Below are 22,845 nucleotides of genomic sequence, written 5' to 3'. Positions count from 1 at the left end.
CCGCTCCTCCAGGAGCGGGGCGTTCGTCGTTCCGCGAGCGATGCAGCCCCGGCGGCGCGTCGTCACCGGTCTCGCGTACGGTGAGCGCGTGGAGTTCCCGGGGGAGGCGGATGACGTACGCGGTGCGTCGTCCTCTCCGGGGTCACCCCGGGGTACGCAGGACCAGCAGGACACCACGCCCCGAGCGGGCGGGCGCGCTCCGCGCGCGCTGCCGCACGGAGGCACCGACGGGTCCCCCGGGAACGCCACGCCCCTCGACGTGATCGCGGTCGCCCTCGCCGACGGGTTCCTCGCGGCCGAGGGCTGGGACCTCGCGACGCTCCGGGCTGCGGGTCACGACGTGGTCGGGCCCGAGCGGTCGTTCGTCGGCGCTGCCGTCGTGGCCGCACTCGAGGCGTTCCCGCGACCGCCGACGGACGCGCCCCGAGCCCTCGCCGACGTGCTCGTCACGACGCCCCGGCTCGTCTCCGAGCACGCGCGGCGGATCGGTCGTCGCCCGGTGGCCGTCCTCGCTCGGCGGGTCGCCCCGGTCCGGGCCGGACGACACGTCGAGGGACCGCTGGTCGTCGACACGCTGCCCGAACTCGCTCGCGCGCTCGACCTGACGGTTGGTCGGCTCCTCTGGCTCGCGGACACGAAGGGGTGGAACCGGCGTGCGGACCCCGACGGTCCGCTGCACCACTACCGGCACACGTGGACGGTCCGTCCCGGCCGGACGCCCCGGCTGCTCGAAGCGCCGATGCACCTCCTCCGCCGGGCGCAGCGGACGGTCCTCGACGAGCTGCTCGCGACCCTGCCGGTGCACGAGGCGGCGCACGGCTTCGTCCCCGGGAGGAGCGTCGTGACGAGTGCGGCGCTCCACGTCGGGACCGAGGTCGTCGTGACGATGGACCTCACCGCGTTCTTCGCCACGGTGCGGGCGCCGAGCGTGTACGGCGTGTTCCGGCGCGCCGGGCTCGCGGAGCCGTTGGCGCACGTGCTCACCGGGCTGTGCGTGCACGAGGTCCCGCCGCACGTGCTGCGTGCGATGCCGAGCGGTGGCGCCGGCTCCGTCGACGAACGGTCCGCGCTCCGTCGTGCCCTGGCCGAGGCGCACCTGCCGCAGGGCGCGCCGACCTCGCCGGCGCTCGCGAACCTCGTGCTCCGGCACCTCGACGCCCGCCTCGCCGGGTGGGCCGCTGCTGCCGGAGCGACGTACACGCGGTACGCCGACGACCTGACGTTCAGCGGGGGAGTGGCACTCGCAGCCCGGGTGGGGGCGTTCGTCGCCGGGGTCGAGCGGATCGTGCGGGACCAGGGCCACGCGGTCAACCCGCACAAGACCCGGGTCCGGCGTCGCGGGGTCCGGCAGTCGGTCACCGGCGTGGTCGTCAACGACCGGCTGTCGCCCGGCCGCGCCGAGGTCGACCGACTGCACGCGATCCTGCACAACTGCGTCCGGTCCGGTCCGGACTCGCAGAACCGGGACGGCCACCCGGAGTTCCGCGCGCACCTGCTCGGCCGTATCGGCTGGGTCGGGCAGACGCACCCCGGGCGAGCGGCGCGGCTCCGGGCGGAGTTCGACCGGATCGACTGGAGCTGACGATCCGGGCCCCGGGGTGGAACGACCGTTCTTCCCCCGTTCGAGGTTCCATCCGGACGACAAGTGAGGTTAGCCTTACCTAACGTGAACAGCGTTACACCTCAGCTCGAAATCCTCGACACCGACCGCGCCGACCGGTACCGCGAGGTCGTGCAGGCCATCGTCGCCCGCACGGCGGACCGGTTCGCCACCGTGTCCTCGCCCACCACCGACACCCCGGCACCGGAGCTCCGCGAGCGGATCGCCGCGGTCGACCTCGACACGCCGCTCGGTACCGCCGAGGCCGCTGCGGACGAGGTCGACCGGCTCTTCAGCGCCGAGGCGGTCTGGTTCCACCACCCCGACTCGCTCGCACACCTCAACTGCCCCGTGGCCCTGCCCGCGGTCGCCGCCGAGGCCGTGCTCGCCGCGGTCAACCCCTCCGTCGACACGTGGGACCAGTCGCGCATCGGCACCGAGATCGAACGCCGGGCGGTCCGATGGGCCGCGGAGACGATCGGTTTCGCGGACGGCGACGGGGTCTTCACCTCCGGTGGGTCGCAGTCGAACCTGCACGCCCTGCTGCTCGCCCGCCAGGCCGCGACCAGCGCGCCCGCCGTGACGGGGCGGCGTGGCCGCCCGGCGCTCGACGACCTCGTCGTGTTCGCCACCGCGTCGAGCCACTTCAGTGTCCGGAAGTCCGCGATGGTCCTCGGGCTCCCGGAGCACGCGGTCGTCGACGTCGCGACGGACCCCTCCGGCAGGATGCGCCCGGACGCCCTGGCCCACGCGGTCGCCGACGCCCGCCGCGAGGGTCGTGTCCCGATGGCCGTCGTCGCCACCGCCGGGACCACCGACCGCGGCTGCATCGACCCGCTCGAGCCGATCGCCGACGTGTGCGACCTCGAGGGCGTCTGGCTCCACGTCGACGCCGCGTACGGCTGCGGGCTGCTCGTGTCTCCGACACGCCGACACCTGCTCGACGGCATCGAGCGAGCTCGGAGCGTCACGGCGGACTTCCACAAGTCGTTCTTCCAGCCGGTGTCCTCGAGCGCACTGCTCGTTCGGGAGCCGGCGGACCTCCGACGCGCCGCGTGGCACGCCGACTACCTCAACCCCGAGGACGCCGAGGAGCCGAACCAGGTCGACAAGTCGCTGCAGACGACCCGCCGGCTCGACGCGCTGAAGCTCTGGGCGACGCTCCGGGCGAGCGGGGCCGCCGCGATCGGGCGGGCGTTCGACACCGTGCTCGACGTCGCCGCCCTGGTGCACGAGCACGTCCGACGACACCCCGACCTCGAGCTCGTCGCTCCGACGCAGCTGAGCACCGTGCTGTTCCGTTGGCAGCCGGACGACGTGACCGACGACGAGGCGGACGCCCTCGTCGCCCCGCTCCGGGCTGCGCTCCTGGCCGAGGGACGGGTGCTCGTCGCGAAGACCGTGATCGACGGCCGACCGTGCAACAAGCTGACGCTGCTGAACCCCGGGACGAGCGCGGAGCAGGTCGCCGCGGCGCTCGACCACGTGACCGCGACGGCCGGACGGCTGCACGCCGAGCTGGGGGCAGCGCAGCACGCCGCCCAGACGACGGGAGCCGCGCGATGACCGCCAGCACCAGCACCAGCACCGGCACCAGCACCGGCCCCACGGACGCCGTGCACGACGTCGTCGGCATCGGCATCGGACCGTTCAACCTCGGTCTCGCCTGCCTCACCGACCCGCTCGACGACCTCGACGCCGTGTTCCTCGACCAGGCCGACGGCTTCGCCTGGCACCACGGCATGATGCTCGACGACGCCACGATCCAGGTCCCGTTCCTCGCCGACCTCGTGACGATGGCCGACCCGACGTCGCCGTTCACGTTCCTCGCCTGGCTCAAGGAGACCGGCAGGCTCTACCCCTTCTACATCCGCGAGGACTTCCACCCCCTGCGCGTGGAGTACGACGCCTACTGCCGCTGGGCAGCGGACCGACTCGACACCCTGCGGTGGGGCCGTCGGGTCGTCGCGGTCGAGCACGACGAGGCCACCGACACCTTCACCGTGCACGCCGAGACGGCCGACGGACCGGAGCGCTACCGGGCCCGCCACGTCGTGCTCGGCATCGGCACCGAGCCCGCCGTGCCCGAGGCGCTGCAGGGGCTCGGCGGCCCCGTCGTGCACTCCGCGGGGTACCTCCACGCCCGCGACGACCTCCGCCACGCCGACTCGATCGCGGTCATCGGCAGCGGGCAGTCCGCCGCCGAGGTCTACCGCGACCTCCTCGAGGGCATCCGCGACGGCGGGTACCACCTCGACTGGATCACCCGCTCGCCCCGGTTCTTCCCGATGGAGGACACCAAGCTCACCCTCGAGATGACGAGCCCGGAGTACACCGACCACTTCCACGGCCTGTCACGCGAGGTCCGCGACCGACTCGGGCGCGAACAGCGCGGGCTGTACAAGGGCATCAGCGCCGACCTCGTCGACGAGGTCTACGACACGCTCTACCGCACCAGTGCGCGCGGCACCGTCCCGACGACCCTCCGGACCGACACGAGTGTCGTCGCCGCCGAGTGGCTCCCCGACCGCGACCGCTACCGCCTGACCCTGCGGCACGGACAGCTCGGCACGGAGGCGACCCACGAGGTCGCCCGGCTCGTCCTCGCCACCGGCTACCGCCCACGCACGCCCGGGTTCCTCGCCCCGGTCGAGCACCTCGTGGCCCGAGACGACCGCGGTCGGTTCGCGGTCGCGCGCGACCTCCACGTTGACACGCTCGGCGGCCGCCTCTGGGTGCAGAACGCCGAGGAGCACACGCACGGCCTCACCGCCCCAGACCTCGGCATGGGCGCGTGGCGGAACGCGTCGATCATCCGGTCCGTCACGGGGCGCTCCGTGTACGGCCTGGAGGAACGGATCGCCTTCCAGGAGTTCGGCCTGCCCGGTGGGCGGCCGGCGCCACAGCCGCGGGTCACCACCGACGCGCCGGCGACCGCCCGACCGGTGGACGGCGCGGCCGCGGCCGCTCGCCGCGCGACCGCGGGGGTCTCGGCGTGAGCGCCCCCGCGACGCTCGCCGACACGGCGGACGCCGCCACGGGCCTCCCGTCCGTCCAGCCCGTCGACCCGGACCGCGACGCCGCCGTCGTCCAGACGTGGCTCGCACACCCGGCGTCCGTGTGGTGGGGGATGTCCGACCACGACGTCCCGGCGGTGCGCGCGTCCCTGCGCGCCGTGCAGGACGACCCCGCGCAGCAGGGCTGGCTGCTCCACCGACACGGTGCGCCGATCGCGTACGCCGAGACGTACGACCCGGCCGTGGTGCTGCTGACCGACGTGTGGGACGCCGTACCCGGCGACGTCGGGATGCACCTGCTCGTCGCGCCGCCGCCCGCCGACACCGCACCGGGCGGCGGCCGGGTGCACGGCCTCACCACCGCCGTGATGCGCGCCGTCGTCGAGCACTGCCGTGACGCGCTCGGCGCTCGCCGGGTCGTGGTCGAGCCGGACGTCCGGAACACGGCGGTGCAGCGGAAGAACGCCGAGGTCGGGTTCCGGGCGCTCCGCGTGGTCGACGTCGACGGCAAGCGGGCGAAGCTGTCGGTGCTCGACACGGCACGGATCGGGGTGCCCGACGACGACGGCCCGGCGGCGCACCTCCGCCCCGAGCACCTCGAGCCGGCCGAGCGGCACCTCGTCGCCAAGGCGATCGCCGAGTTCACCCACGAACGACTGGTCAGCCCGCGCCCGGACGGCGGGGAGTGGGTACTCGACGCCGGCGACTCGACCTACCGCTTCCGCGCTCGCGTGCACGCGCTCGAGCACTGGTCGATCGACGAGCCGTCGCTCAGCCGCACCCGCGACGGCCGCCCGGCTCCGCTCGACGCACAGGACCTCGTGCTCGCCCTGCACCACGTCCTCGGCATCCCCGACGAGCTCCTCGGCACCTACCTCGAGGAGATCGCGTCGACCCTCGCGAGCGCCGCCGCGAAGCACCGCCGCGGTGGACCGTCCGCCGCACAACTCGCCCGCGGCCGGACGGACGGCGACGTCGTCGCGTCGTTCCAGGACGCCGAGGCCGCGATGACCGAGGGGCACCCCGCGTTCGTCGCCGCCAACGGCCGCATCGGGTTCGGACTCGACGAGTACCGGGCCTACGCGCCGGAGTCCGGCGGCCGCTTCCGCTACCGGTGGCTCGCCGCCCGCCGGGAGCACACGCACCTGGCGCTCGCCGCGGGCCGCACCGAGGAAGCCCACTGGCAGGCCGAACTCGACCCGGCCACCGTCGACCGGTTCCGGGACACGCTCGAACGACGCGGGCTCGACCCGGACGAGTACACGTGGTTCCCGGTGCACCCGTGGCAGTGGCAGCACCGGATCGCCGTCACGTTCGCGCCGGACCTCGGCCGGCAGGACCTCGTCGACCTCGGCGAGGGACCGGACGACCACCAGCCGCAGCAGTCCATCCGCACGGCGTTCAACCGGTCGCGTCCGGAGCGCTCGTACGTGAAGACGGCGCTCGCCGTCCAGAACATGGGGTTCCTCCGCGGGATGTCACCCGCGTACATGCGGAGCGCGCCGGCCGTGAACGACTGGGTCGCCGAGCTGGTCTCCGGTGACCCGGTGCTCGCCGACGCCGGGTTCTCGGTGCTCCGCGAGCACGCCGCCATCGGCTACACCGGCGACGCGTACCACCGCGTCGACGTGGTCTCGCCACAGCGCAAGATGCTCGCCGCGCTCTGGCGCGAGAGCCCGGTGCCCCTGCTCCATCCCGGGGAGCGGCCGATCACGATGGCCGCACTGCTGCACCGGGACGCTCGGGGCCGGTCCGTCGCCGCGGCCCTCGTCGAGCAGTCCGGGCTGGACGCGGCCACGTGGGTGCGCCGGTACCTCGACGCCTACCTGCGGCCGGTCGTCCACTGCCTCACCGAGCACCAGCTGCTGTTCATGCCGCACGGCGAGAACCTCGTGCTCGTCCTGCGCGACGGGGCAGTGTCCCGGGTGTTCATGAAGGACATCGGGGAGGAGGTCGTGGTCGTCGGAGACGTCCCGGTGCCGGTGGGGACCGAGCGGATCGTGCAGCCGGTGGACGACGACGAAGCGGCGCTCGGCGTGTTCACCGACGTGTTCGACGGGGTGCTCCGGTACCTCGCAGCGATCCTCGACGAGGACGGGGTGCTGCCGGGTGTGGTGTTCTGGCGGCTCGTCGGGGAGTGCGTGGACGCTGCCGCAGTCGGACGGGCGCGGCCGATCGACCTCCGCGTGCCGGACTTCGAGCACTCGTGCCTGAACCGGTTGCAGCTGAAGAACACCGTGCAGATGGTCGACCTGACCGGGCAGACGGAGTCGCTCATCCGGGCGGGGCGGATGCCGAACCCGATCGGACGGCGCTGACGGCGGGGCGTCGGCCTGGCGCTGCCACCGGGAGCCTGGCAGGGTCGGACCATGCCCTCCGCCGTGCAGCTCATCCGGTCCGCAGCGCTGAGCGACGTCGCGGAGTACGCGTACGCCGCGACGGCACCGACGGGGGCACGGCTCGTGTTCCTCGCCGGAGCCTGCCCCCTCGACGCCGACGGCCGGACCGTGGCCGTGGGGGACCACGCCGGACAGGCCGGACAGTGCATCGCGAACCTGCGGACGGCACTCGCCGCCGCGGGTGCGTCGGTCGAGGACCTCATCAGCACCCGGGTGCTCGTCGCGTCGTCGCGGCAGGCGGACCTCGTGACGGCGTGGGAGGTCGTGCGGCGGGCGATGGGCGACCACGACGTGCCGAGCACGCTGCTCGGCGTCACCGTGCTCGGGTACGACGACCAGCTCGTGGAGATCGAGGCGGTCGCAGCGGTCGTCGACTGAGCGGTGCCCGGCGTCAGCCGATCAGTGCCGCCGCGAGTCGGTCAGCGGCGCCCGGGTCGGCCTGGGGCAGGAAGAGCGAGGGTTCGACGAGTTCGACCTCCAGCACGAGCGAGGACCCGTCGTCCGCGCGGACGAGGTCGACCCGGGCGTACGGCAGTGGTCCGAACCGGGCGGTGACGACGGCCACGGCCGCCCGGGCGACCTCGACCTGCTCGGCCGTCGCCACGTGCGGCGCGTTCACCTCGGCGGCGAACAGGTCCTCGATGAGCGCGGCCTCGGGCAGGGCGACCCGCTTGCTCGCCGCGTGGCTGTACGCGCCGCCGAGGAACACGAGCGGCCACTCGCCCTCGACCGGGACGGAGTGCACGAACGGCTGGACGAGCACGACCTGGCCGGCGTCGTGCAGCGCCCGCACGTGGTCGGCGGCAACGCCGTGCTGCGTCGGCCCGTACGACGCCGCCCCGCGACTCCCGGCGCCCACCGCGGGCTTCACGACGAACCGGCCGTCGGGGAACGCCGGGGTCTCGCCGGGTCGGACGAAGGTGGTCGGTGTGATCGGGACCCCGGCGTCGGCGAGCTCGCGGAGGTACTGCTTGTCGGTGCTCCAGAGGACCGCGGGCAGCGGGTTGACGAGCTCGGTCTGCTGCGCCACCCGGCGCAACCACGCGACGAACTCGTCGAGCCGGTCGTCGTAGTCCCATGTGGACCGCAGGACGACCCGGTCGTGGGCGGACCAGTCGACGTCGGGGTCGTCCCAGTCCACGACGTCGACGGTGACACCCGTCCGTCGGAGTGCGGCGAGCGCGAGGTCCTCGTCCTCGTCGAGCCCGCGAGCGGGGGCGGTGGTGACCCAGGCCAGGGTGGAGATGCGCACTCCGCCAGTGTGGCGGCTCCGAGCACGCGGCGCGCTACAGTGCACCCGCCGCGGTTCCGTGCCCGTGCCCGTGCCCGTGCCCGCGCCCGCGCCCGCGCCCGCGCCCGCGCCGTCGTCCCTCGAAAGGAGACCCGTGCCCCACGACCGACCCGTCCACCTCCGCTGGCGCTTCCTCGGCCTCGTCGCCGTCGGTGGTGCGATCGGCACCGGCCTCCGCGCACTGCTCGCCGCCGCGTTCCCGCCCGGGCAGGGGATCAGCTGGACGATCCTCGCGATCAACGTCGTCGGTGCGTTCTGCCTCGGGCTGCTGCTCGAGGCCCTCGCGCACCGCGGTCCCGACGTCGGCCGACGCCGCGGGCTCCGGTTGTTCGTCGGGACGGGCGTGCTCGGCGGCTTCACGACGTACAGCACCCTCGCGGACGACACCGCGCAGCTGCTCGACGCCGGTCGCTGGACGGCCGGGAGCGGCTACGCGCTCCTGTCGGTCGTGCTCGGACTCGCGGCGGTGGTCGCCGGGTTGTGGCTCGCCGCGGTGCTGCGGCCGCGTCGCGTGGGGGGTGCTTCGTGAACCCGCTCGAACTCCTGGTCATCGCGGTCGGGGGCGGGGTGGGGGCTGCCCTGCGCTTCGTGCTCGACGGTGCCGTGAAGGCCCGTGTGACCGCGTTCCCGCTCGGCACGCTCGTCATCAACGTCTCCGGATCGCTCGTGCTCGGCGTCCTCACCGGGGCGGGACAGTCCGGAGCACTGGCCCTCCCGGTGGTCGCCGTGCTCGGGACGGGCATGATGGGTGGGTACACGACGTTCTCGACGGCGAGCGTCGAGACCGTGCAGCTCCTCCGATCCGGCAAGCCCCGGCTCGCCGTCCTGAACGGCCTCGGGATGCTCGTCGTCTCGGTCGGCGCAGCCGCGCTCGGCCTGCTCATCGGAAGGAACACATGACCTCGGAACGCCCCGGCGAACTCGTCCTCGTCCGTCACGGAGAGACGGAGTGGTCGAAGAGCGGGCAGCACACCGGCCGCACCGACATCCCGCTCACCGAGCACGGTGTCGAGCAGGCGGAGCGCGCCGGCCGGTACCTCGCGGACCGCTCCTTCGCGCTCGCGCTGTCGAGCCCCCTGCAGCGTGCTCGACGCACCGCGGAGCTGGTCGGGGTGGACCCGGAGCTCGACGAGGACCTCTACGAGTGGGACTACGGCGCGTACGAGGGGCTGACCACACCGCAGATCAAGGTGCTGCGCCACGGCCCGTGGGACCTCTGGACCGACGGGGTGCCCGCTGGCGAGACCCCCGGTGAGAACGCCGCCGAGGTCCGGGTCCGGGTCGAGCGCGTCCTGAACCGTGTCCGTCCGGTGCTCGCCGAGGGTGACGACGCGATCGTGGTCGCGCACGGGCACGTCCTCCGCGCGCTCGGGGCCGCCTGGATCCGTCTGGCACCGCAGGACGGGGCGGTGCTCAAGCTCGGCACCGCGACGGTGAGCTCGCTCGGCTACGAGCACGGCCGCCCCGTCATCGACTCCTGGAACGTCGAGCCGCGCGACTGAGCTCCCGCCGGAACCAGGGTCCGGACACCACACCGTGGTACCGCGCGGTGCTGTGTCCGGACCCTGGTTCCGCGCGTCCGCCTCAGACGGTCGGGATCGCGCTCGTCGCACCCAGCGGACGGCCCCGGCGACGCTCGATCGCGCGTCCGACGAGGAGCAGCGCCACGCTGACGAGCGCCCCGAGCACGGTCTGCGCGATGCGGTCGAGTGCAAGGAGCTCCGGCGCCTCGGGCAGGCTCAGCCACGACACCGCGAGGGCGAGCGGCGTGAGGAAGAGCAGGGTCACGGCGTAGTGCCGCGCGACGAAGATCTCGGCGAAGAACTGCCCCACCACGGCGATCACGACGATCCACCACACGCTCGGCTCCAGCAGCAGGATGCCGACCGCGATGACCGTGCCGCCGACGGTCCCGATGACACGCTGCCACGCACGGCGGAGCGTGTGCCGCTGCCGGAGCGCCGGGAGCGTCGACACGACCGCGATCACCGCCCAGTAGGGGTGCCCGAGCCCGGGGAGGGCCTCGGCGATGCCACCCGCCACGAGGGACCCGACGACGTTGAGGGCGACGGTCTCGCGGAGTGCCGGGGTGCGGAGGACGTCGAGGGAGCGGTGCTTCCGCGGCGCGAGCGGCCGGAACCGGTGCGGTGCCCGCGGGTGGAGCACCCGTCGGAGCACGGCGCCCGACATCGCCACCGCCCACGCCCACGCGACCGAGCAGACGATGACCACCAGCACCGTCGGGACGTCGGCCGGCCGGAGCGGCACGAGCGCGGACACCACGAACGCGAACACCGGGAAGATCGGCTGTGCGGGGATCGTCCGGAGCACGGTGAGCGTGCACACGGCGACGACGAGCACGACCACGAGTCCGGCCGCCTGCAGCCAGAGCGGGTGCCCGAGGAGCGCGACGCCCACGCCCGCGAGCATGCACACGGTCTGCAGTGCCCCGGCGACACCCGTCGTGACGGCGCGCTGCCGGTAGGGCTCGGTCGCACCGAAGATCGCGGTGAACCCGGCGAACATCGCGAACGCCGCGTAGCCGGGCATCCCGAGGGCGATGAGCACGGCGAGCGGTGCGCCACCGGCGATCGCGGCGCGTGCTGCGCCCTCGAGGTTCACGGTCCGGGTCGAGTGCGCAGGTGTCGTCATGTCGTGACCCATCTTCCCACCGCGACGGGTGTCGCCGACCCGCGCCGTGCCTCCCGGCGGTGGGGGCAACCCGCCCTGAGGCCCGTGGCGGGGCCCGCCACGAGCCTCCAGGCAGTGCGGACGCACGTTGGTATACCAACCTGCTAGAGTGACTCCCACGAGCCGCGACAGCGGCGTACCGACGTCAACGAGGAAGGGCCGGGCCGATGGGAAAGACGCTCGCCGAGAAGGTGTGGGACGACCACGTCGTGGTCAAGGGCGAGGACGGCAAGCCGGACCTCCTCTACATCGACCTCCACCTCGTGCACGAGGTCACGAGCCCGCAGGCGTTCGACGGTCTGCGCCAGGCCGGTCGGCCGGTGCGACGGCTCGACCTGACGATCGCGACCGAGGACCACAACACGCCGACCCTCGCGATCGACCGGCCCATCGCCGACCCGACGAGCCGCACCCAGATCGAGACGCTCCGCCGCAACTGCGCGGAGTTCGGTGTCCGCCTGCACTCGCTCGGCGACAAGGAGCAGGGGATCGTCCACGTGGTCGGTCCGCAGCTCGGGCTGACCATGCCGGGCATCACCGTCGTGTGCGGCGACTCCCACACGTCGACCCACGGCGCGTTCGGCGCGATGGCGTTCGGCATCGGGACGTCCGAGGTCGAACACGTGCTCGCGACGCAGACCCTGCCGCTCAAGCCCTTCAAGACGATGGCGATCACGGTCGAGGGGACCCTGCGCCCCGGCGTGACGGCGAAGGACATCATCCTCGCGGTCATCGCGAAGATCGGCACCGGCGGCGGGCAGGGCTACGTGCTCGAGTACCGCGGCTCCGCGATCCGCGCGCTCTCGATGGAGGGCCGCATGACGATCTGCAACATGTCGATCGAGGCCGGCGCCCGCGCGGGCATGGTCGCTCCCGACCAGACCACCTACGACTACGTCCAGGGCCGCGACCACGCGCCGACCGGGCAGGACTGGGACGACGCCGTCGCGTACTGGGAGACCCTGCGCACCGACGACGACGCGGTGTTCGACGCCGAGGTGTTCATCGACGCCGACGAGCTCGAACCCTTCGTCACCTGGGGCACCAACCCCGGTCAGGGCGTCTCGCTGTCCGAGAACGTGCCGGACCCGTCCGACTACAGCGACCCGAACGACCAGGCCGCCGCGTCGCGCGCGCTGGAGTACATGGACCTGCAGGCCGGCACGCCGATGAAGGACATCGCCGTCGACGCGGTGTTCATGGGCTCGTGCACGAACTCCCGTATCGAGGACCTCCGGGCCTTCGCGTCGATCATCCAGGGCCGCACGAAGGCCGAGGGTGTCCGCGTGATGGTGGTGCCGGGCTCCGCGCGCGTCCGGCTCGAGGCCGAAGCCGAGGGGCTGGACAAGGTGTTCACGGACTTCGGAGCCGAGTGGCGGTTCGCCGGCTGCTCGATGTGCCTCGGCATGAACCCCGACCAGCTCGCGCCGGGGGAGCGCTGCGCCTCCACCTCGAACCGCAACTTCGAGGGCCGGCAGGGCAAGGGCGGGCGGACCCACCTCGTGTCGCCGCTCGTCGCCGCCGCCACCGCTGTGCGCGGGACGCTGTCGAGCCCGTGGGACCTGGAGACCGACGATGCGATCGCATCGGTGACCGACGACGCCGCGACGGCGACGACCGCTGAAGGAGCGAACTGATGGACAAGATCACCACCGTCTCCGGGATCGCCGCGCCGCTCAAGCGCTCGAACGTCGACACCGACCAGATCATCCCCGCGGTCTACCTCAAGCGCGTCACGAAGACCGGCTTCGAGGACGCCCTGTTCGCCGGATGGCGCCAGGACCCCGACTTCGTGCTGAACCAGCCCGAGTACCAGGGCGCGAAGGTCCTGGTCGCCGGGCCCGACTTCGGCACCGGATCGTCCCGCGAGCACGCCGTCTGGGCGCTCCGCGACTTCGGGTTCCAGGTCGTCGTGTCGTCCCGGTTCGCGGACATCTTCAAGGGCAACGCCGGCAAGCAGGGGCTCGTCACGGCGATCGTGACCGAATCGGAAGTCGAGGCGCTCTGGGCCGAGATCGAGCGGAACCCCGGGGTCTCCGCGACGGTCGACCTCGAGGCGCAGCGCGTGTCGCTGGGCGATGTGGACGTGCCCTTCGAGATCGACGCTTACACTCGTTGGCGGTTGATGGAAGGGCTCGACGACATCGGGCTCACCCTCCGTGACGAGACCGCGATCACGGAGTTCGAATCCCGCCGCTCCCGTTGGCGGCCGAAGACATTGCCGGTGAAGTAGTGAACTCTCTCGTACAGGACGCCGCAGCCGCTGGGGCTCGCGTGGGGCTCAAGTCGGACGAGATCGTCATCCGTGGCGGCAAGCCGCTCGTGGGACGCATCGAGGTCCGCGGGGCCAAGAACCTCGCGACGAAGGCCATGGTGGCGGCACTCCTGGGCGACACCCCGTCGATCCTCAAGGACGTCCCGGACATCTCGGACGTCAAGGTCGTCCGCGGCCTGCTCGAGGTCCACGGCGTGCGCATCACGGATCCTGCACGAGGCGAGCTCATCCTCGACCCGTCGAACGTCGAGTCGGCGCACTTCGCCGAGATCGACGCGCACGCCGGGTCGAGCCGCATCCCGATCCTGTTCTGCGGCCCGCTGCTGCACAAGCTCGGCGAGGCGTTCATCCCCGACCTCGGCGGCTGCCGCATCGGCGACCGCCCGATCGACTTCCACCTCGACGCCCTCCGGGCGATGGGTGCCGTGGTCGACAAGCAGGTCAACGGCATCCACCTCACGGCACCGGACGGTCTGCGCGGCGCGAAGATCGAGCTGCCGTACCCGAGCGTCGGCGCGACCGAGCAGGTGCTGCTCTCGTCCGTCCTCGCCACGGGCGTCACCGAGCTCCGCAACGCCGCGATCGAGCCCGAGATCATGGACCTCATCGCGATCCTGCAGAAGATGGGCGCGATCGTCACGGTCGAGCCGAACCGCACGATCTTCATCGAGGGCGTCGAGTCGCTCCGCGGCTACACGCACCGCGCGATCAACGACCGCAACGAGGCCGCGAGCTGGGCCTCGGCCGCGCTCGCGACCAACGGCGACATCTTCGTCGAGGGCGCGAAGCAGCAGGAGCTCATGACGTTCCTCAACGTCTTCCGCAAGGTCGGCGGCGGGTTCGACATCCAGGAGGACGGCATCCGCTTCTACCGCGAGCGCGAGGTCCTCCGCCCCGTGGTCGTCGAGACGGACGTGCACCCCGGGTTCATGACGGACTGGCAGCAGCCGCTCATCGTGGCACTCACGCAGGCGGACGGCCAGAGCATCGTGCACGAGACCGTCTACGAGAACCGCTTCGGCTTCACCGACGCGCTGAACGAGATGGGCGCCGACATCGTCGTCCACAAGGAGGGGCTGCCCGGACACGACCGTCGCGTCGCCCGCCGCCCGTTCGAGCAGGCCGCGGTCATCACCGGTCCGACCACGCTCCACGCCGCGGACGTCCGCGTGCCGGACCTCCGCGGTGGCTTCAGCCACCTCATCGCGGCGCTGACCGCCGAGGGCGAGTCGCGCATCTCCAACGTCGGCATCATCAGCCGGGGCTACGAGCACTTCATCCCGAAGCTCCGCAAGCTCGGCGCCGACTTCGACTTCGCCGGCTGAGCGTCGTGGCTGCTTCGGGTGACGGCCTGGAGGCGCGGCGCGGCTCCGCCTCGCAGGTCTCGACCGGTCTGCCCAACCCTGGGCGCCGGTGGCGCCGCGGTGAGCTGAACACCGCGTTCCGCATCACCGCGTCGGTGGTGATCCCGGTCTTCCGGTTCTCCGCGCGCTACCACTGGCACGGGCCGAAGCGCCTGCCCGAGGGCGGCGCCTTCGTGCTCGCACCGAACCACTTCACGAACATCGACCCGCTCGTGGTGGGCACGGCCGTCTGGCTGTCCCGCCGCGCGCCGCGGTTCCTGGCGAAGGCGTCGCTCTTCAAGGTCCCGGTGTTCGGCAAGCTCATGTCCGGCATGGGGCAGATCCCGGTCGAACGCTCCGGCCGGACCCGGCTCAGCGACCCGCTCGGCGGCGGCAAGTCCGTCATCGAGCAGGGCGGTGCGATCATCGTGTACCCCGAGGGCACGCTGACCCGTGACCCCGACCTCTGGCCGATGCGCGGGAAGACCGGCGCGGTCCGGATCGCGCTCGAGAACGACGTGCCGCTCATCCCCATGGCCCACTGGGGCACGCAGGGGATCATGGCGCGCTACGGGAAGAAGCTGAAGTTGTTCCCGCCGACCCGTGTCGACGTCATCGTCGGCGACGAGGTCGACCTCTCGGCCTACCGCGGCCGTCCGATCGACCAGCAGATGCTCGTCGAGGCGACCGGGATCGTCATGCAGCGCATCACCGAGCTGCTCGAGGAGCTCCGCGGCGAGCAGGCGCCGGCGACCCGCTGGGACCCGGCCGCGAACAACCAGAAGGAGACCGGCAAGTTTGAGTGACCAGGGACCGGGCCTCCGCCCGCACGAGGACCACCCGGACCCCGCGGTCGCCGCGCCCGGAGCCGTCGACACCGCAGCGATCCGCGTGGTCATGCAGACGACCGACAAGCCGCGGGTCGCCGTGATCGGCGCCGGCAGCTGGGGGACCACGTTCGCGAAGGTGCTCGCCGAGGGCGGGGCCGACACCATCGTGTGGGCGCGTCGCCCCGAGGTGGCGCGCGAGATCACCGAGACGAAGCGGAACTCGGAGTACCTGCCCGGCATCAACCTGCCGCGGACGCTCACCGCCTCGACGTCGCTGTCCGCCGTGCTCGACGGTGCACAGCAGGTCTACGTGTCGGTGCCGTCGCAGTCGCTGCGGTCGAACCTCGCCGCGATCGCGCCGCTCCTGCCCGAGGGGGTCCCCGTCGTCAGCCTCATGAAGGGCGTCGAGAAGGCCACCGGGCTCCGGATGAGCGAGGTCCTGCACGAGGGACTCGGCATCGACCGTGACCGCATCGCCGTCGCGAGCGGTCCGAACCTCGCCCTCGAGATCGCTCGACGGCAGCCCACCGCGGCCGTCGTGTCGTCGTCGTCGCTCGACACCGCCACCGCGGTCGCCGCGGTCGCCACGAACCCGTACTTCCGGTCGTTCATCAACACCGACGTGATCGGCACCGAGTTCGGCGGTGTGCTGAAGAACCTCATCGCGGTCGCCATCGGCATCGTGGACGGCGTCGGCTACGGCGAGAACACGAAGGCGTCGATCATCACGCGCGGCCTCGCCGAGATGACCGAGTTCGCGGTGTCGCTCGGCGCGCAGCCCTCGACGCTGTCCGGTCTGGCCGGCCTCGGCGACCTCATCGCCACCTGCCAGTCGCCGCTGTCCCGCAACAACACCGCGGGCCGCCTGCTCGGTCAGGGCTACCGCTTCGACGAGGTCGTCCGGCAGATGAACCAGACCGCCGAGGGGCTCGCGTCCGTCGCGCCGATCCTCGAGCTCGCGGCCGCGAACGGCGTCGACATGCCCATCGTCAGCCAGGTGGGCGAGGTCCTCGCCGGTAGGCTCGACCCGCGCAACATCGCGCCGCACCTCACCGAGACCGACGAGCCCCAGGGCGAGTGACGGGTCCGCGACCACCCAGGGGGTCCTCCATGGCCAAGACCACCGTCGCCGTCCTCTTCGGCGGCCGTTCCAGCGAGCACGCGATCAGTTGCGTGACCGCCGGCGGGATCATGGACGTCGTCGACCGGGACGCCTACGACATCGTGCCGATCGGGATCACGAAGGACGGCGCGTTCACCCTGCAGGTCGACGACCCGGCGCGCTGGGCGATCCACGACCGCCACCTGCCCGAGGTCCTCGACAACGGCACCCGGGTGGCCTTCCCGACCTCCCCGGCGTCGCGGGACCTCGTCGTGTCGCACGCCGACGGCGCCGTCACGACGGTGCCCGACGTCGACGTGGTGTTCCCGATCCTGCACGGTCCGTTCGGCGAGGACGGCACGATCCAGGGTCTGCTCGAGATCGCCGGCCTGCCGTACGTCGGCGACGGGGTGCTCGCGAGCGCCCTGGCGATGGACAAGCACGTGGCGAAAGCCGTGCTCGAACACGCCGGCCTGCGGGTCGCTCCGTGGACGACCGTGCTCCGTCGGCAGTGGGCGTCCGACCCGGTGGACGTCGCCGAGTCGGTGGCCGCGCACGGGTTCCCGGTGTTCGTGAAGCCGGCCCGGGCCGGTTCGAGCATGGGCGTCTCGCGCGTGGACGAGCCGTCGCAGCTCGGTGCCGCGATGGACCTGGCGTTCGAGCACGACTCGAAGGTGATCGTCGAGCCGCGGGTGGTCGGCCGCGAGGTCGAGGTCGCCGTGCTCGAGGGCCGCGACGGAGTGCCGCGCACGAGCCTCCCCGGCGAGATCGTCGTGCCGGAGGACGGCTTCTACGACTTCGAGTCGAAGTACCTCGGCGGCGACGAGTCGCTGCTGTGCCCGGCGCCCCTGACCGACTCGCAGACCGACGAGATCCGCTCCATCGGTGCCCGCGCGTTCGAGGCCGTCGGCGGGGCTGGGCTCGCCCGGGTCGACTGCTTCCTGACCGACGACGGCTTCGTGGTCAACGAGGTGAACACGATGCCGGGGTTCACCCCGCTGTCGATGTACCCGCGCTGCTGGGCGGCCACGGGTGTCTCGTACGGCGAGCTCGTCACCGAGCTCATCGAGCTGGGCCGCGCCGCCGTCCGCTGAGCCGCCGCGGAGGCCACCCGCCCGCGCGGCTGTCGCGGCCCGGAGCCCGAGACTCGGCCCGGCGGACACCTTCGCGGTGCCCACACCGCGAATGTCCGCGGAGCCGAGTCTCGGCGCGCGCGGTTCGCGTGGCGGGAGTGTCAGCCGTTGACCTCGGACGGGTCGAGGCATCGGTGCCCGTCCTTCGGCAGCGTCGACACCGCGGTCCCGATGTCCTGCAGGACCTGGTCGGTCGCCTTCGAGGACTCGATGACGACCTGCACCGCAGGAGACCGGCCGAAGGTCGTGTAGACGATCTGCGCGCCACGGTCGTCCCGGATCCAGTCCACTGACCCCTTCGAGAAGCACGGCAGGTCGGACACGGTCGGCACCGCGACGCCGCAGTGGTAGATCGCCACAGCCGGGTCGCCCCACGCGGCGGTCGACTGGGCGTCGGTGTTCCGCAGCGCGGCGTCCTGGCCGACGACGCTCGGCAGCCGCACCTGGGCGTCGGCGCACGCAGCGACGTTCGCGGACGGTGCCGCGGTCATCGAGACGGCGTTCGTGCACCCGGTGAGCCCGGCGGCGAGGGCGATCGCCACACCGACGATCGCGGTGGTGCGGGTGGTGCGGCGAGCGGTGTCCATCGACGTCCAGGCTACCGTTCTCGTGTGGACGCGCAGCACCGGGACCAGCCCGCACCGACCGTGGGGGAGGTCGGCGAGCTCGACGTCCTCGACCGCATCGTCCGACGACTCCCGGTCGGCGACCCGATGGTCGGCCCCGGTGACGACTGCGCGGTCCTCGCCGCTCCCGACGGCCGGTACGTCGTGACCACGGACATGATGGTGCACGGCCCGGACTTCCGCTGGGCGTGGTCCTCGCCGGAGGACATCGGCTGGAAGGCCGCCGCGACGAACCTGTCCGACGTCGCCGCGATGGGGGCCCGGCCGACCGGGCTCGTCATCGCGCTCGCGGCCCCGCAGGACACGCCGGTGACCGTGCTCGAACGGTTCGCCGACGGGGTGCGCCTCGCGGTCGAGGCCCTCGCCCCCGGCTGCGGCGTCGTCGGCGGCGACCTCTCCACCTCGTCGACGTTCACGGTCGCGGTCACCGCGTTCGGTGACCTCGCCGGTCACGCGCCGGTGCTCCGGTCGGGCGCACGCCCCGGTGACGTCGTCGCCGTGTCCGGAGAGCTCGGCCGCGCAGGCCGCGGGCTCGCACGGCTCTTCCGCGACGGGGTGGACGGGTCCGGGGAGCCCTCGCGCACCGCGACGGTCGCGAGCGGTGCCGACGCCGACCCGGACGTCGCCCGGCAGCGACGCCCGGTCCCGCCGATCGGTGACGGTGTGCTCGCGGCGGAGACCGGCGCGACCGCGATGCTGGACCTCTCGGACGGGCTGGCGATCGACGGTGGACGGCTGGCGCGGGCGAGCCGGGTGACGCTCGACCTCGATCCGCGGGCGGTCCCGGACGCGTTCGCCCTGCACGGCGGCGAGGACCACGGGCTCCTCGCGACGTTCCCCGCCGAGGCCGTCCTGCCCGGGGGCTTCCGCCGCGTCGGGGAGGTGCGGGACCGGGCCGGGCACGACGTCCTCCGCGGCGGCGGACCGGTCCCGACGACGGGCTGGGACCCCTACGCGGACTGGGACGGTGCGACGGGCTGAGCTGCGCGCGCACCGCGCGCGAGACGACCTGCCACGCGACCTGTCCCGCCCCGTCGGCGGAGGCGAGCGGAGCTGACGAAACCGACCCGTGCCTCCAGGCCGGCCACACGACGAGCCTGACGCTCAGACGGCGGCGACCACGGCCTCCCACGCGACGGTCTCCCCGTAGCTGCGCTTGCTGAACGGCTCGAGCCCCGCCGGCCACGTCGGCTCCGGGGACCGCTTGCTGCGCTCCACGACGACCACGGCGTCGCGCGTCAGCCGTGGCACGAGTGCCTCGAGCACCTCGCCGATCTCGTGCTCGGTGACCTCGTACGGCGGGTCGATGAACACCAGGTCGAACGTCCGCACCGTCTGCCGCAGGAACCCGAGCGCGGGTTGCGCGTGCACGTCGATCCGCACGCCGGGCACGCGCTTCTGCACCGCGCGGGCGTTCTCCTTGCACGCCGCCGCCGCGCCGGACGCGCGGTCGACGAGGACGACCTCGACCGCGCCACGCGACGCCGCCTCGAGCCCGAGGGCGCCCGTGCCCGCGTAGAGGTCGGCCACCGCCGTGTCGTCGACCAGCCCCCGCGACTCGAGCGACGAGAACAGCGCCTCGCGCACGCGGTCGCTCGTCGGCCGGGTGCCGGACTTCGGCACCCGGAGCGTCGTGGAGCCGGCGGCGCCGGCGATGATGCGGGTCATGCAGCCACCGTATCGGCCCGGGGCGACGCCCCGGCGTTCTCCACAGGCCGGCCTGGAGGCACGGTGCGCGTCGGTCGTGCCGGGTAGCGTTGTCGTGTGGTCACCACCGGTCCGAACGCTGCCCCGGCCGCGCCCGTGCCGTCTGCCGACGGCGGGCTCGACACCCGACTGTCGAGCGTGCTCGGCGGCCGGACCGCGAGCGCCGTCGAGAAGGCCTTCGGGTACCGCACGGTGGGGGAGCTCCTCGAGCACGCGCCGCGCCGGTACGCCGAGCGTGGCGCCCTGACCGCGCTGGACTCGCTCGCGATCGGCGAGTCGGTGACCATCGTCGCCGAGGTCGTCGACGTCCGCGAACGCACGATGCGTGCCCGTCGCGGGTCGATCCTCGAAGCCAAGATCGGCGACGGCAAGGGCCTGCTCACGCTCACGTTCTTCAACCAGGGCTGGCGCACGAAGGACCTCGTGCCCGGTGCGCGCGGGGTCTTCGCCGGCAAGGTCGGCGACTACCGCGGCGCCCGGCAGCTCGCCCACCCCGACTACGAGCTGTTCGACCGCGACGACCCCCGGTCCCTGGCGGACCCCGGCTCGGACGAGGCCATCCGCTGGTCGCGGCAGCCGATCCCGATCTACCCGGCCACCGCGTCGCTGTCGTCGTGGCAGATCGCGAAGGCCATCGGCGTGGTGCTCGACACCCTGCCCGACCTCGACGACCCGATCCCGGCGTCCGTCCGCGCCCGGCTCGACCTCGTCCCCTACCGACGTGCGCTCGAACTGCTGCACCGCCCCGAGAAGGTCGCCGACTTCAAGCGCGCGCAGGACGCCCTCCGCTACCGCGAGGCCTTCGTCCTGCAGACCGCCCTCGTGCAGCGCCGGATCGCCGCGCGTGCGGTGGCGTCGACCCCGCGGTCGGCGTCGCCGGGCGGCATCCTCGACCGTTTCGACGCGACGCTGCCGTTCACGCTCACCGACGACCAGCGCGCCGTCGGGGCCGAGATCGCGTCGGACCTGGCCGGCACCTGGCCGATGCACCGGCTGGTCCAGGGCGAGGTCGGCTCCGGCAAGACCCTCGTGGCGATCCGGGCGATGCTCACGGTGGCGGAGTCCGGCGGGCAGTCGGCACTCATCGCCCCGACCGAGGTCCTCGCCGCGCAGCACCTGCGGTCGATCGTGAAGTTCCTCGGGCCCGACCTCGCGGCCGAGCTGCGTCCGGTGATCCTGACCGGGTCACAGTCGACCGACGAGCGTCGACGTGCCCTGCTCGCGGCGGCGTCCGGCAGCTCACGGCTCGTCGTCGGGACGCACGCGCTCCTCGGTGACCGGGTCGACTTCGCCGAACTCGGACTCGTGGTGGTCGACGAGCAGCACCGCTTCGGCGTCGAGCAGCGCGAGGCCCTGCGCACCAAGGGTCAGACGCCGCCGCACGTCCTCGTCCTCACCGCCACGCCGATCCCGCGCACGGTCGCGATGACGGTGTTCGGCGACCTCGACGTCTCCACCATCGCCGGGGTGCCGTCGGGCCGCGCCGGCGTCGAGACCTTCACCGTCGGGCTCGCCGAGCACCCCGGCTGGGAGACCCGCATCTGGTCGCGCATGGCCGAGGAGCTCGCCGCCGGGCGTCAGGCCTTCGTGGTGTGCCCGGCGATCGACGACGTGCACGCCGAGGACGACGGCGAACCCGCACCCGAGGCCCCGGCCGACGACGACACGCCGAAGCGCGCCCCGGCGACGGTGCTCGCGACGGCGGAGCGCATGCGGCAGATGCCGGTGCTCGACGGCCGCCGCATCGAGGTGCTGCACGGGCGGATGACCGCCGACGAGAAGGACCGCGTCATGACGACCTTCGCCGCCGGGGGCATCGACGTCCTCGTCGCGACGACCGTCATCGAGGTCGGGGTCGACGTGCCGAACGCCTCGATGATGGCGGTGCTCGACGCCGATCGGTTCGGGGTGTCACAGCTGCACCAGCTCCGTGGGCGCATCGGCCGCGGGCAGTACGCAGGCGTGTGCCTGCTCGTGACCACAGCCGAGCTCGAGTCCCCGTCGCGGGAGCGCGTCGACGCCGTGGCCGCCTCCGACGACGGGTTCGAGCTCGCGCGGGTCGACCTCGAGCTCCGGCGCGAGGGCGACGTGCTGGGGGAGCGGCAGTCCGGCGGTCGTTCGTCACTCAACCTGCTGCGCGTCGTCGAGCACGCCGACCTCATCGTCGACGCTCGCGAGGAAGCCGAGCGCGTCCTCGAGCCGGACCCGGAGCTGGAGGGGCACCCGGCGCTCCGGGAAGCCCTCGCCCGCCGCCTGGACGAGTCCGACGCGGCCTTCCTCGGCAAGAACTGAGCCGTTCGCCGGGCGCCCGGTAGGGTCGCTGGCATGGCGCAGATCGCGGTCGTCCCCGGTTCCTTCGACCCCGTGACCCTCGGGCACCTCGACGTGATCGGGCGTGCGGCGGGACTGTTCGACGAGGTCCACGTCCTCGTGGTGCACAACCCCGACAAGAAGCCCGCGATGTTCGACGCCGCCGAGCGGGTCCGGCTCATCGAGGAGTCCCTCGTCGAGACCGGCGTGCGGGACAACGTGCGGGTCGGGGAGTGGACCGCCGGGCTCCTGGTCGACTACTGCCGGCAGGTCGGTGCGACGGTCCTCGTGAAGGGTGTCCGCTCCGGCGAGGACGTCGCGTACGAGACCCCGATGGCGATCATGAACCGACACCTCGCCGACGTCGAGACGGTGTTCCTGCTGCCCGAGGCCTCACGCGCCCACGTGTCGAGTTCGCTCATCCGGCAGGTGTCCACCCTCGGGGGCGACGTCACGCCGTACGTGCCCGAGGTGGTGGCGCGCGCCCTGTCGGAGCAGACGGGCCGCTGACCCGGGCATCC

Annotated in this window: 21 protein-coding genes; 17 read left to right on the top strand and 4 right to left on the bottom strand. The window is 72.9% G+C overall.

Features of this window, described 5'->3' with window-relative positions:
* The first annotated feature begins 88 nt into the window (after positions 1-88).
* From ACRQ4C_RS10920 to ACRQ4C_RS10900, 5 genes are all read left to right on the top strand, one after another.
* On the top strand, positions 89-1,582 hold the full coding sequence (locus tag ACRQ4C_RS10920) for a reverse transcriptase family protein (protein WP_439688662.1): 1,494 nt from the start codon (positions 89-91) through the stop codon (positions 1,580-1,582).
* Positions 1,583-1,666: 84 nt separating this feature from the next.
* Positions 1,667-3,166 (top strand): pyridoxal phosphate-dependent decarboxylase family protein, encoded by a 1,500-nt coding sequence (locus tag ACRQ4C_RS10915; RefSeq protein WP_439688661.1) that lies wholly within the window; start codon positions 1,667-1,669, stop codon positions 3,164-3,166.
* Positions 3,163-4,599, top strand: coding sequence for a lysine N(6)-hydroxylase/L-ornithine N(5)-oxygenase family protein (locus tag ACRQ4C_RS10910; RefSeq protein ID WP_439688660.1), 1,437 nt, complete (start codon positions 3,163-3,165; stop codon positions 4,597-4,599). The genes ACRQ4C_RS10915 and ACRQ4C_RS10910 overlap by 4 nt, the downstream gene beginning before the upstream one ends.
* Positions 4,596-6,935 carry a GNAT family N-acetyltransferase gene (locus tag ACRQ4C_RS10905; protein ID WP_439688659.1) on the top strand — a complete coding sequence of 780 codons (2,340 nt, stop codon included), beginning with the start codon at positions 4,596-4,598 and terminating at the stop codon, positions 6,933-6,935. The genes ACRQ4C_RS10910 and ACRQ4C_RS10905 overlap by 4 nt, the downstream gene beginning before the upstream one ends.
* 51 nt (positions 6,936-6,986) lie before the next feature.
* Positions 6,987-7,394 (top strand): RidA family protein, encoded by a 408-nt coding sequence (locus ACRQ4C_RS10900; protein ID WP_439688658.1) that lies wholly within the window; start codon positions 6,987-6,989, stop codon positions 7,392-7,394.
* A 13-nt stretch (positions 7,395-7,407) separates the two neighbouring features.
* Here the strand turns inward: ACRQ4C_RS10900 and ACRQ4C_RS10895 are convergent, their stop codons facing one another.
* Complete coding sequence (locus tag ACRQ4C_RS10895; protein WP_439688657.1) at positions 7,408-8,268, bottom strand: ATP-grasp domain-containing protein; 861 nt, start codon at positions 8,266-8,268, stop codon at positions 7,408-7,410.
* 133 nt (positions 8,269-8,401) lie between these two features.
* On the opposite strand from ACRQ4C_RS10895, the gene ACRQ4C_RS10890 reads away from it, so the two are divergent.
* From ACRQ4C_RS10890 to ACRQ4C_RS10880, 3 genes are read left to right on the top strand one after another with little or no spacing between them, the layout of a single operon-like run.
* On the top strand, positions 8,402-8,836 hold the full coding sequence (locus tag ACRQ4C_RS10890) for a fluoride efflux transporter FluC (RefSeq protein ID WP_290131431.1): 435 nt from the start codon (positions 8,402-8,404) through the stop codon (positions 8,834-8,836).
* Positions 8,833-9,207, top strand: coding sequence for a fluoride efflux transporter CrcB (gene crcB, locus ACRQ4C_RS10885; protein ID WP_290131432.1), 375 nt, complete (start codon positions 8,833-8,835; stop codon positions 9,205-9,207). Before ACRQ4C_RS10890 ends, crcB begins: the two co-directional genes overlap by 4 nt.
* Positions 9,204-9,809, top strand: a complete 606-nt coding sequence (locus tag ACRQ4C_RS10880; RefSeq protein WP_290131433.1) for a histidine phosphatase family protein — start codon at positions 9,204-9,206, stop codon at positions 9,807-9,809. Before crcB ends, ACRQ4C_RS10880 begins: the two co-directional genes overlap by 4 nt.
* A gap of 82 nt (positions 9,810-9,891) precedes the next feature.
* Here the strand turns inward: ACRQ4C_RS10880 and ACRQ4C_RS10875 are convergent, their stop codons facing one another.
* A complete protein-coding gene (locus ACRQ4C_RS10875; RefSeq protein WP_439688656.1) occupies positions 9,892-10,959 on the bottom strand; it encodes an FUSC family protein in 1,068 nt (355 codons plus the stop codon).
* Positions 10,960-11,165: 206 nt separating this feature from the next.
* Here ACRQ4C_RS10875 and leuC point away from each other — a divergent pair, with 206 nt between their 5' ends.
* The 6 genes from leuC (at position 11,166) to ACRQ4C_RS10845 (ending at position 17,642) form a co-directional block, all read left to right on the top strand.
* The gene (gene leuC, locus ACRQ4C_RS10870) at positions 11,166-12,635 is read left to right on the top strand and encodes a 3-isopropylmalate dehydratase large subunit (RefSeq protein WP_439688655.1); all 1,470 of its coding nucleotides are present in this window, start codon (positions 11,166-11,168) and stop codon (positions 12,633-12,635) included.
* Positions 12,635-13,231: a 3-isopropylmalate dehydratase small subunit gene (leuD, locus tag ACRQ4C_RS10865; protein WP_290131436.1), complete on the top strand. Its 597-nt coding sequence runs from the start codon at positions 12,635-12,637 to the stop codon at positions 13,229-13,231. Before leuC ends, leuD begins: the two co-directional genes overlap by 1 nt.
* Entirely contained in the window at positions 13,231-14,598 is a 1,368-nt protein-coding gene (gene murA / locus ACRQ4C_RS10860; protein ID WP_290131437.1) for a UDP-N-acetylglucosamine 1-carboxyvinyltransferase, read from the top strand. Before leuD ends, murA begins: the two co-directional genes overlap by 1 nt.
* Positions 14,599-14,603: 5 nt before the next feature.
* Complete coding sequence (locus tag ACRQ4C_RS10855; protein WP_290131438.1) at positions 14,604-15,422, top strand: lysophospholipid acyltransferase family protein; 819 nt, start codon at positions 14,604-14,606, stop codon at positions 15,420-15,422.
* A 91-nt stretch (positions 15,423-15,513) separates the two neighbouring features.
* Positions 15,514-16,527 (top strand): NAD(P)H-dependent glycerol-3-phosphate dehydrogenase, encoded by a 1,014-nt coding sequence (locus tag ACRQ4C_RS10850; RefSeq protein ID WP_400414841.1) that lies wholly within the window; start codon positions 15,514-15,516, stop codon positions 16,525-16,527.
* A 29-nt stretch (positions 16,528-16,556) separates the two neighbouring features.
* Positions 16,557-17,642 (top strand): D-alanine--D-alanine ligase family protein, encoded by a 1,086-nt coding sequence (locus ACRQ4C_RS10845; RefSeq protein WP_290131439.1) that lies wholly within the window; start codon positions 16,557-16,559, stop codon positions 17,640-17,642.
* A gap of 140 nt (positions 17,643-17,782) precedes the next feature.
* Here the strand turns inward: ACRQ4C_RS10845 and ACRQ4C_RS10840 are convergent, their stop codons facing one another.
* Positions 17,783-18,268: a DUF3515 family protein gene (locus ACRQ4C_RS10840; protein WP_290131440.1), complete on the bottom strand. Its 486-nt coding sequence runs from the start codon at positions 18,266-18,268 to the stop codon at positions 17,783-17,785.
* A 24-nt stretch (positions 18,269-18,292) separates the two neighbouring features.
* Here ACRQ4C_RS10840 and thiL point away from each other — a divergent pair, with 24 nt between their 5' ends.
* Positions 18,293-19,288 (top strand): thiamine-phosphate kinase, encoded by a 996-nt coding sequence (thiL, locus tag ACRQ4C_RS10835; RefSeq protein WP_439688654.1) that lies wholly within the window; start codon positions 18,293-18,295, stop codon positions 19,286-19,288.
* A gap of 123 nt (positions 19,289-19,411) precedes the next feature.
* On the opposite strand, the gene ACRQ4C_RS10830 is transcribed toward thiL, so the two are convergent.
* Positions 19,412-19,975: an RsmD family RNA methyltransferase gene (locus tag ACRQ4C_RS10830; RefSeq protein ID WP_290131442.1), complete on the bottom strand. Its 564-nt coding sequence runs from the start codon at positions 19,973-19,975 to the stop codon at positions 19,412-19,414.
* A gap of 96 nt (positions 19,976-20,071) precedes the next feature.
* On the opposite strand from ACRQ4C_RS10830, the gene ACRQ4C_RS10825 reads away from it, so the two are divergent.
* Complete coding sequence (locus ACRQ4C_RS10825) at positions 20,072-22,306, top strand: ATP-dependent DNA helicase RecG (RefSeq protein ID WP_439688653.1); 2,235 nt, start codon at positions 20,072-20,074, stop codon at positions 22,304-22,306.
* Positions 22,307-22,339: 33 nt separating this feature from the next.
* The gene (gene coaD, locus ACRQ4C_RS10820; protein ID WP_439688652.1) at positions 22,340-22,834 is read left to right on the top strand and encodes a pantetheine-phosphate adenylyltransferase; all 495 of its coding nucleotides are present in this window, start codon (positions 22,340-22,342) and stop codon (positions 22,832-22,834) included.
* Positions 22,835-22,845 lie beyond the last annotated feature (11 nt).

Source organism: Curtobacterium sp. SP.BCp, from assembly GCF_051903255.1.
GTDB lineage: Bacteria > Actinomycetota > Actinomycetes > Actinomycetales > Microbacteriaceae > Curtobacterium.
Note: the sequence above shows the minus strand (reverse complement) of the source record. Positions and strands in the feature narration are given on the sequence as shown.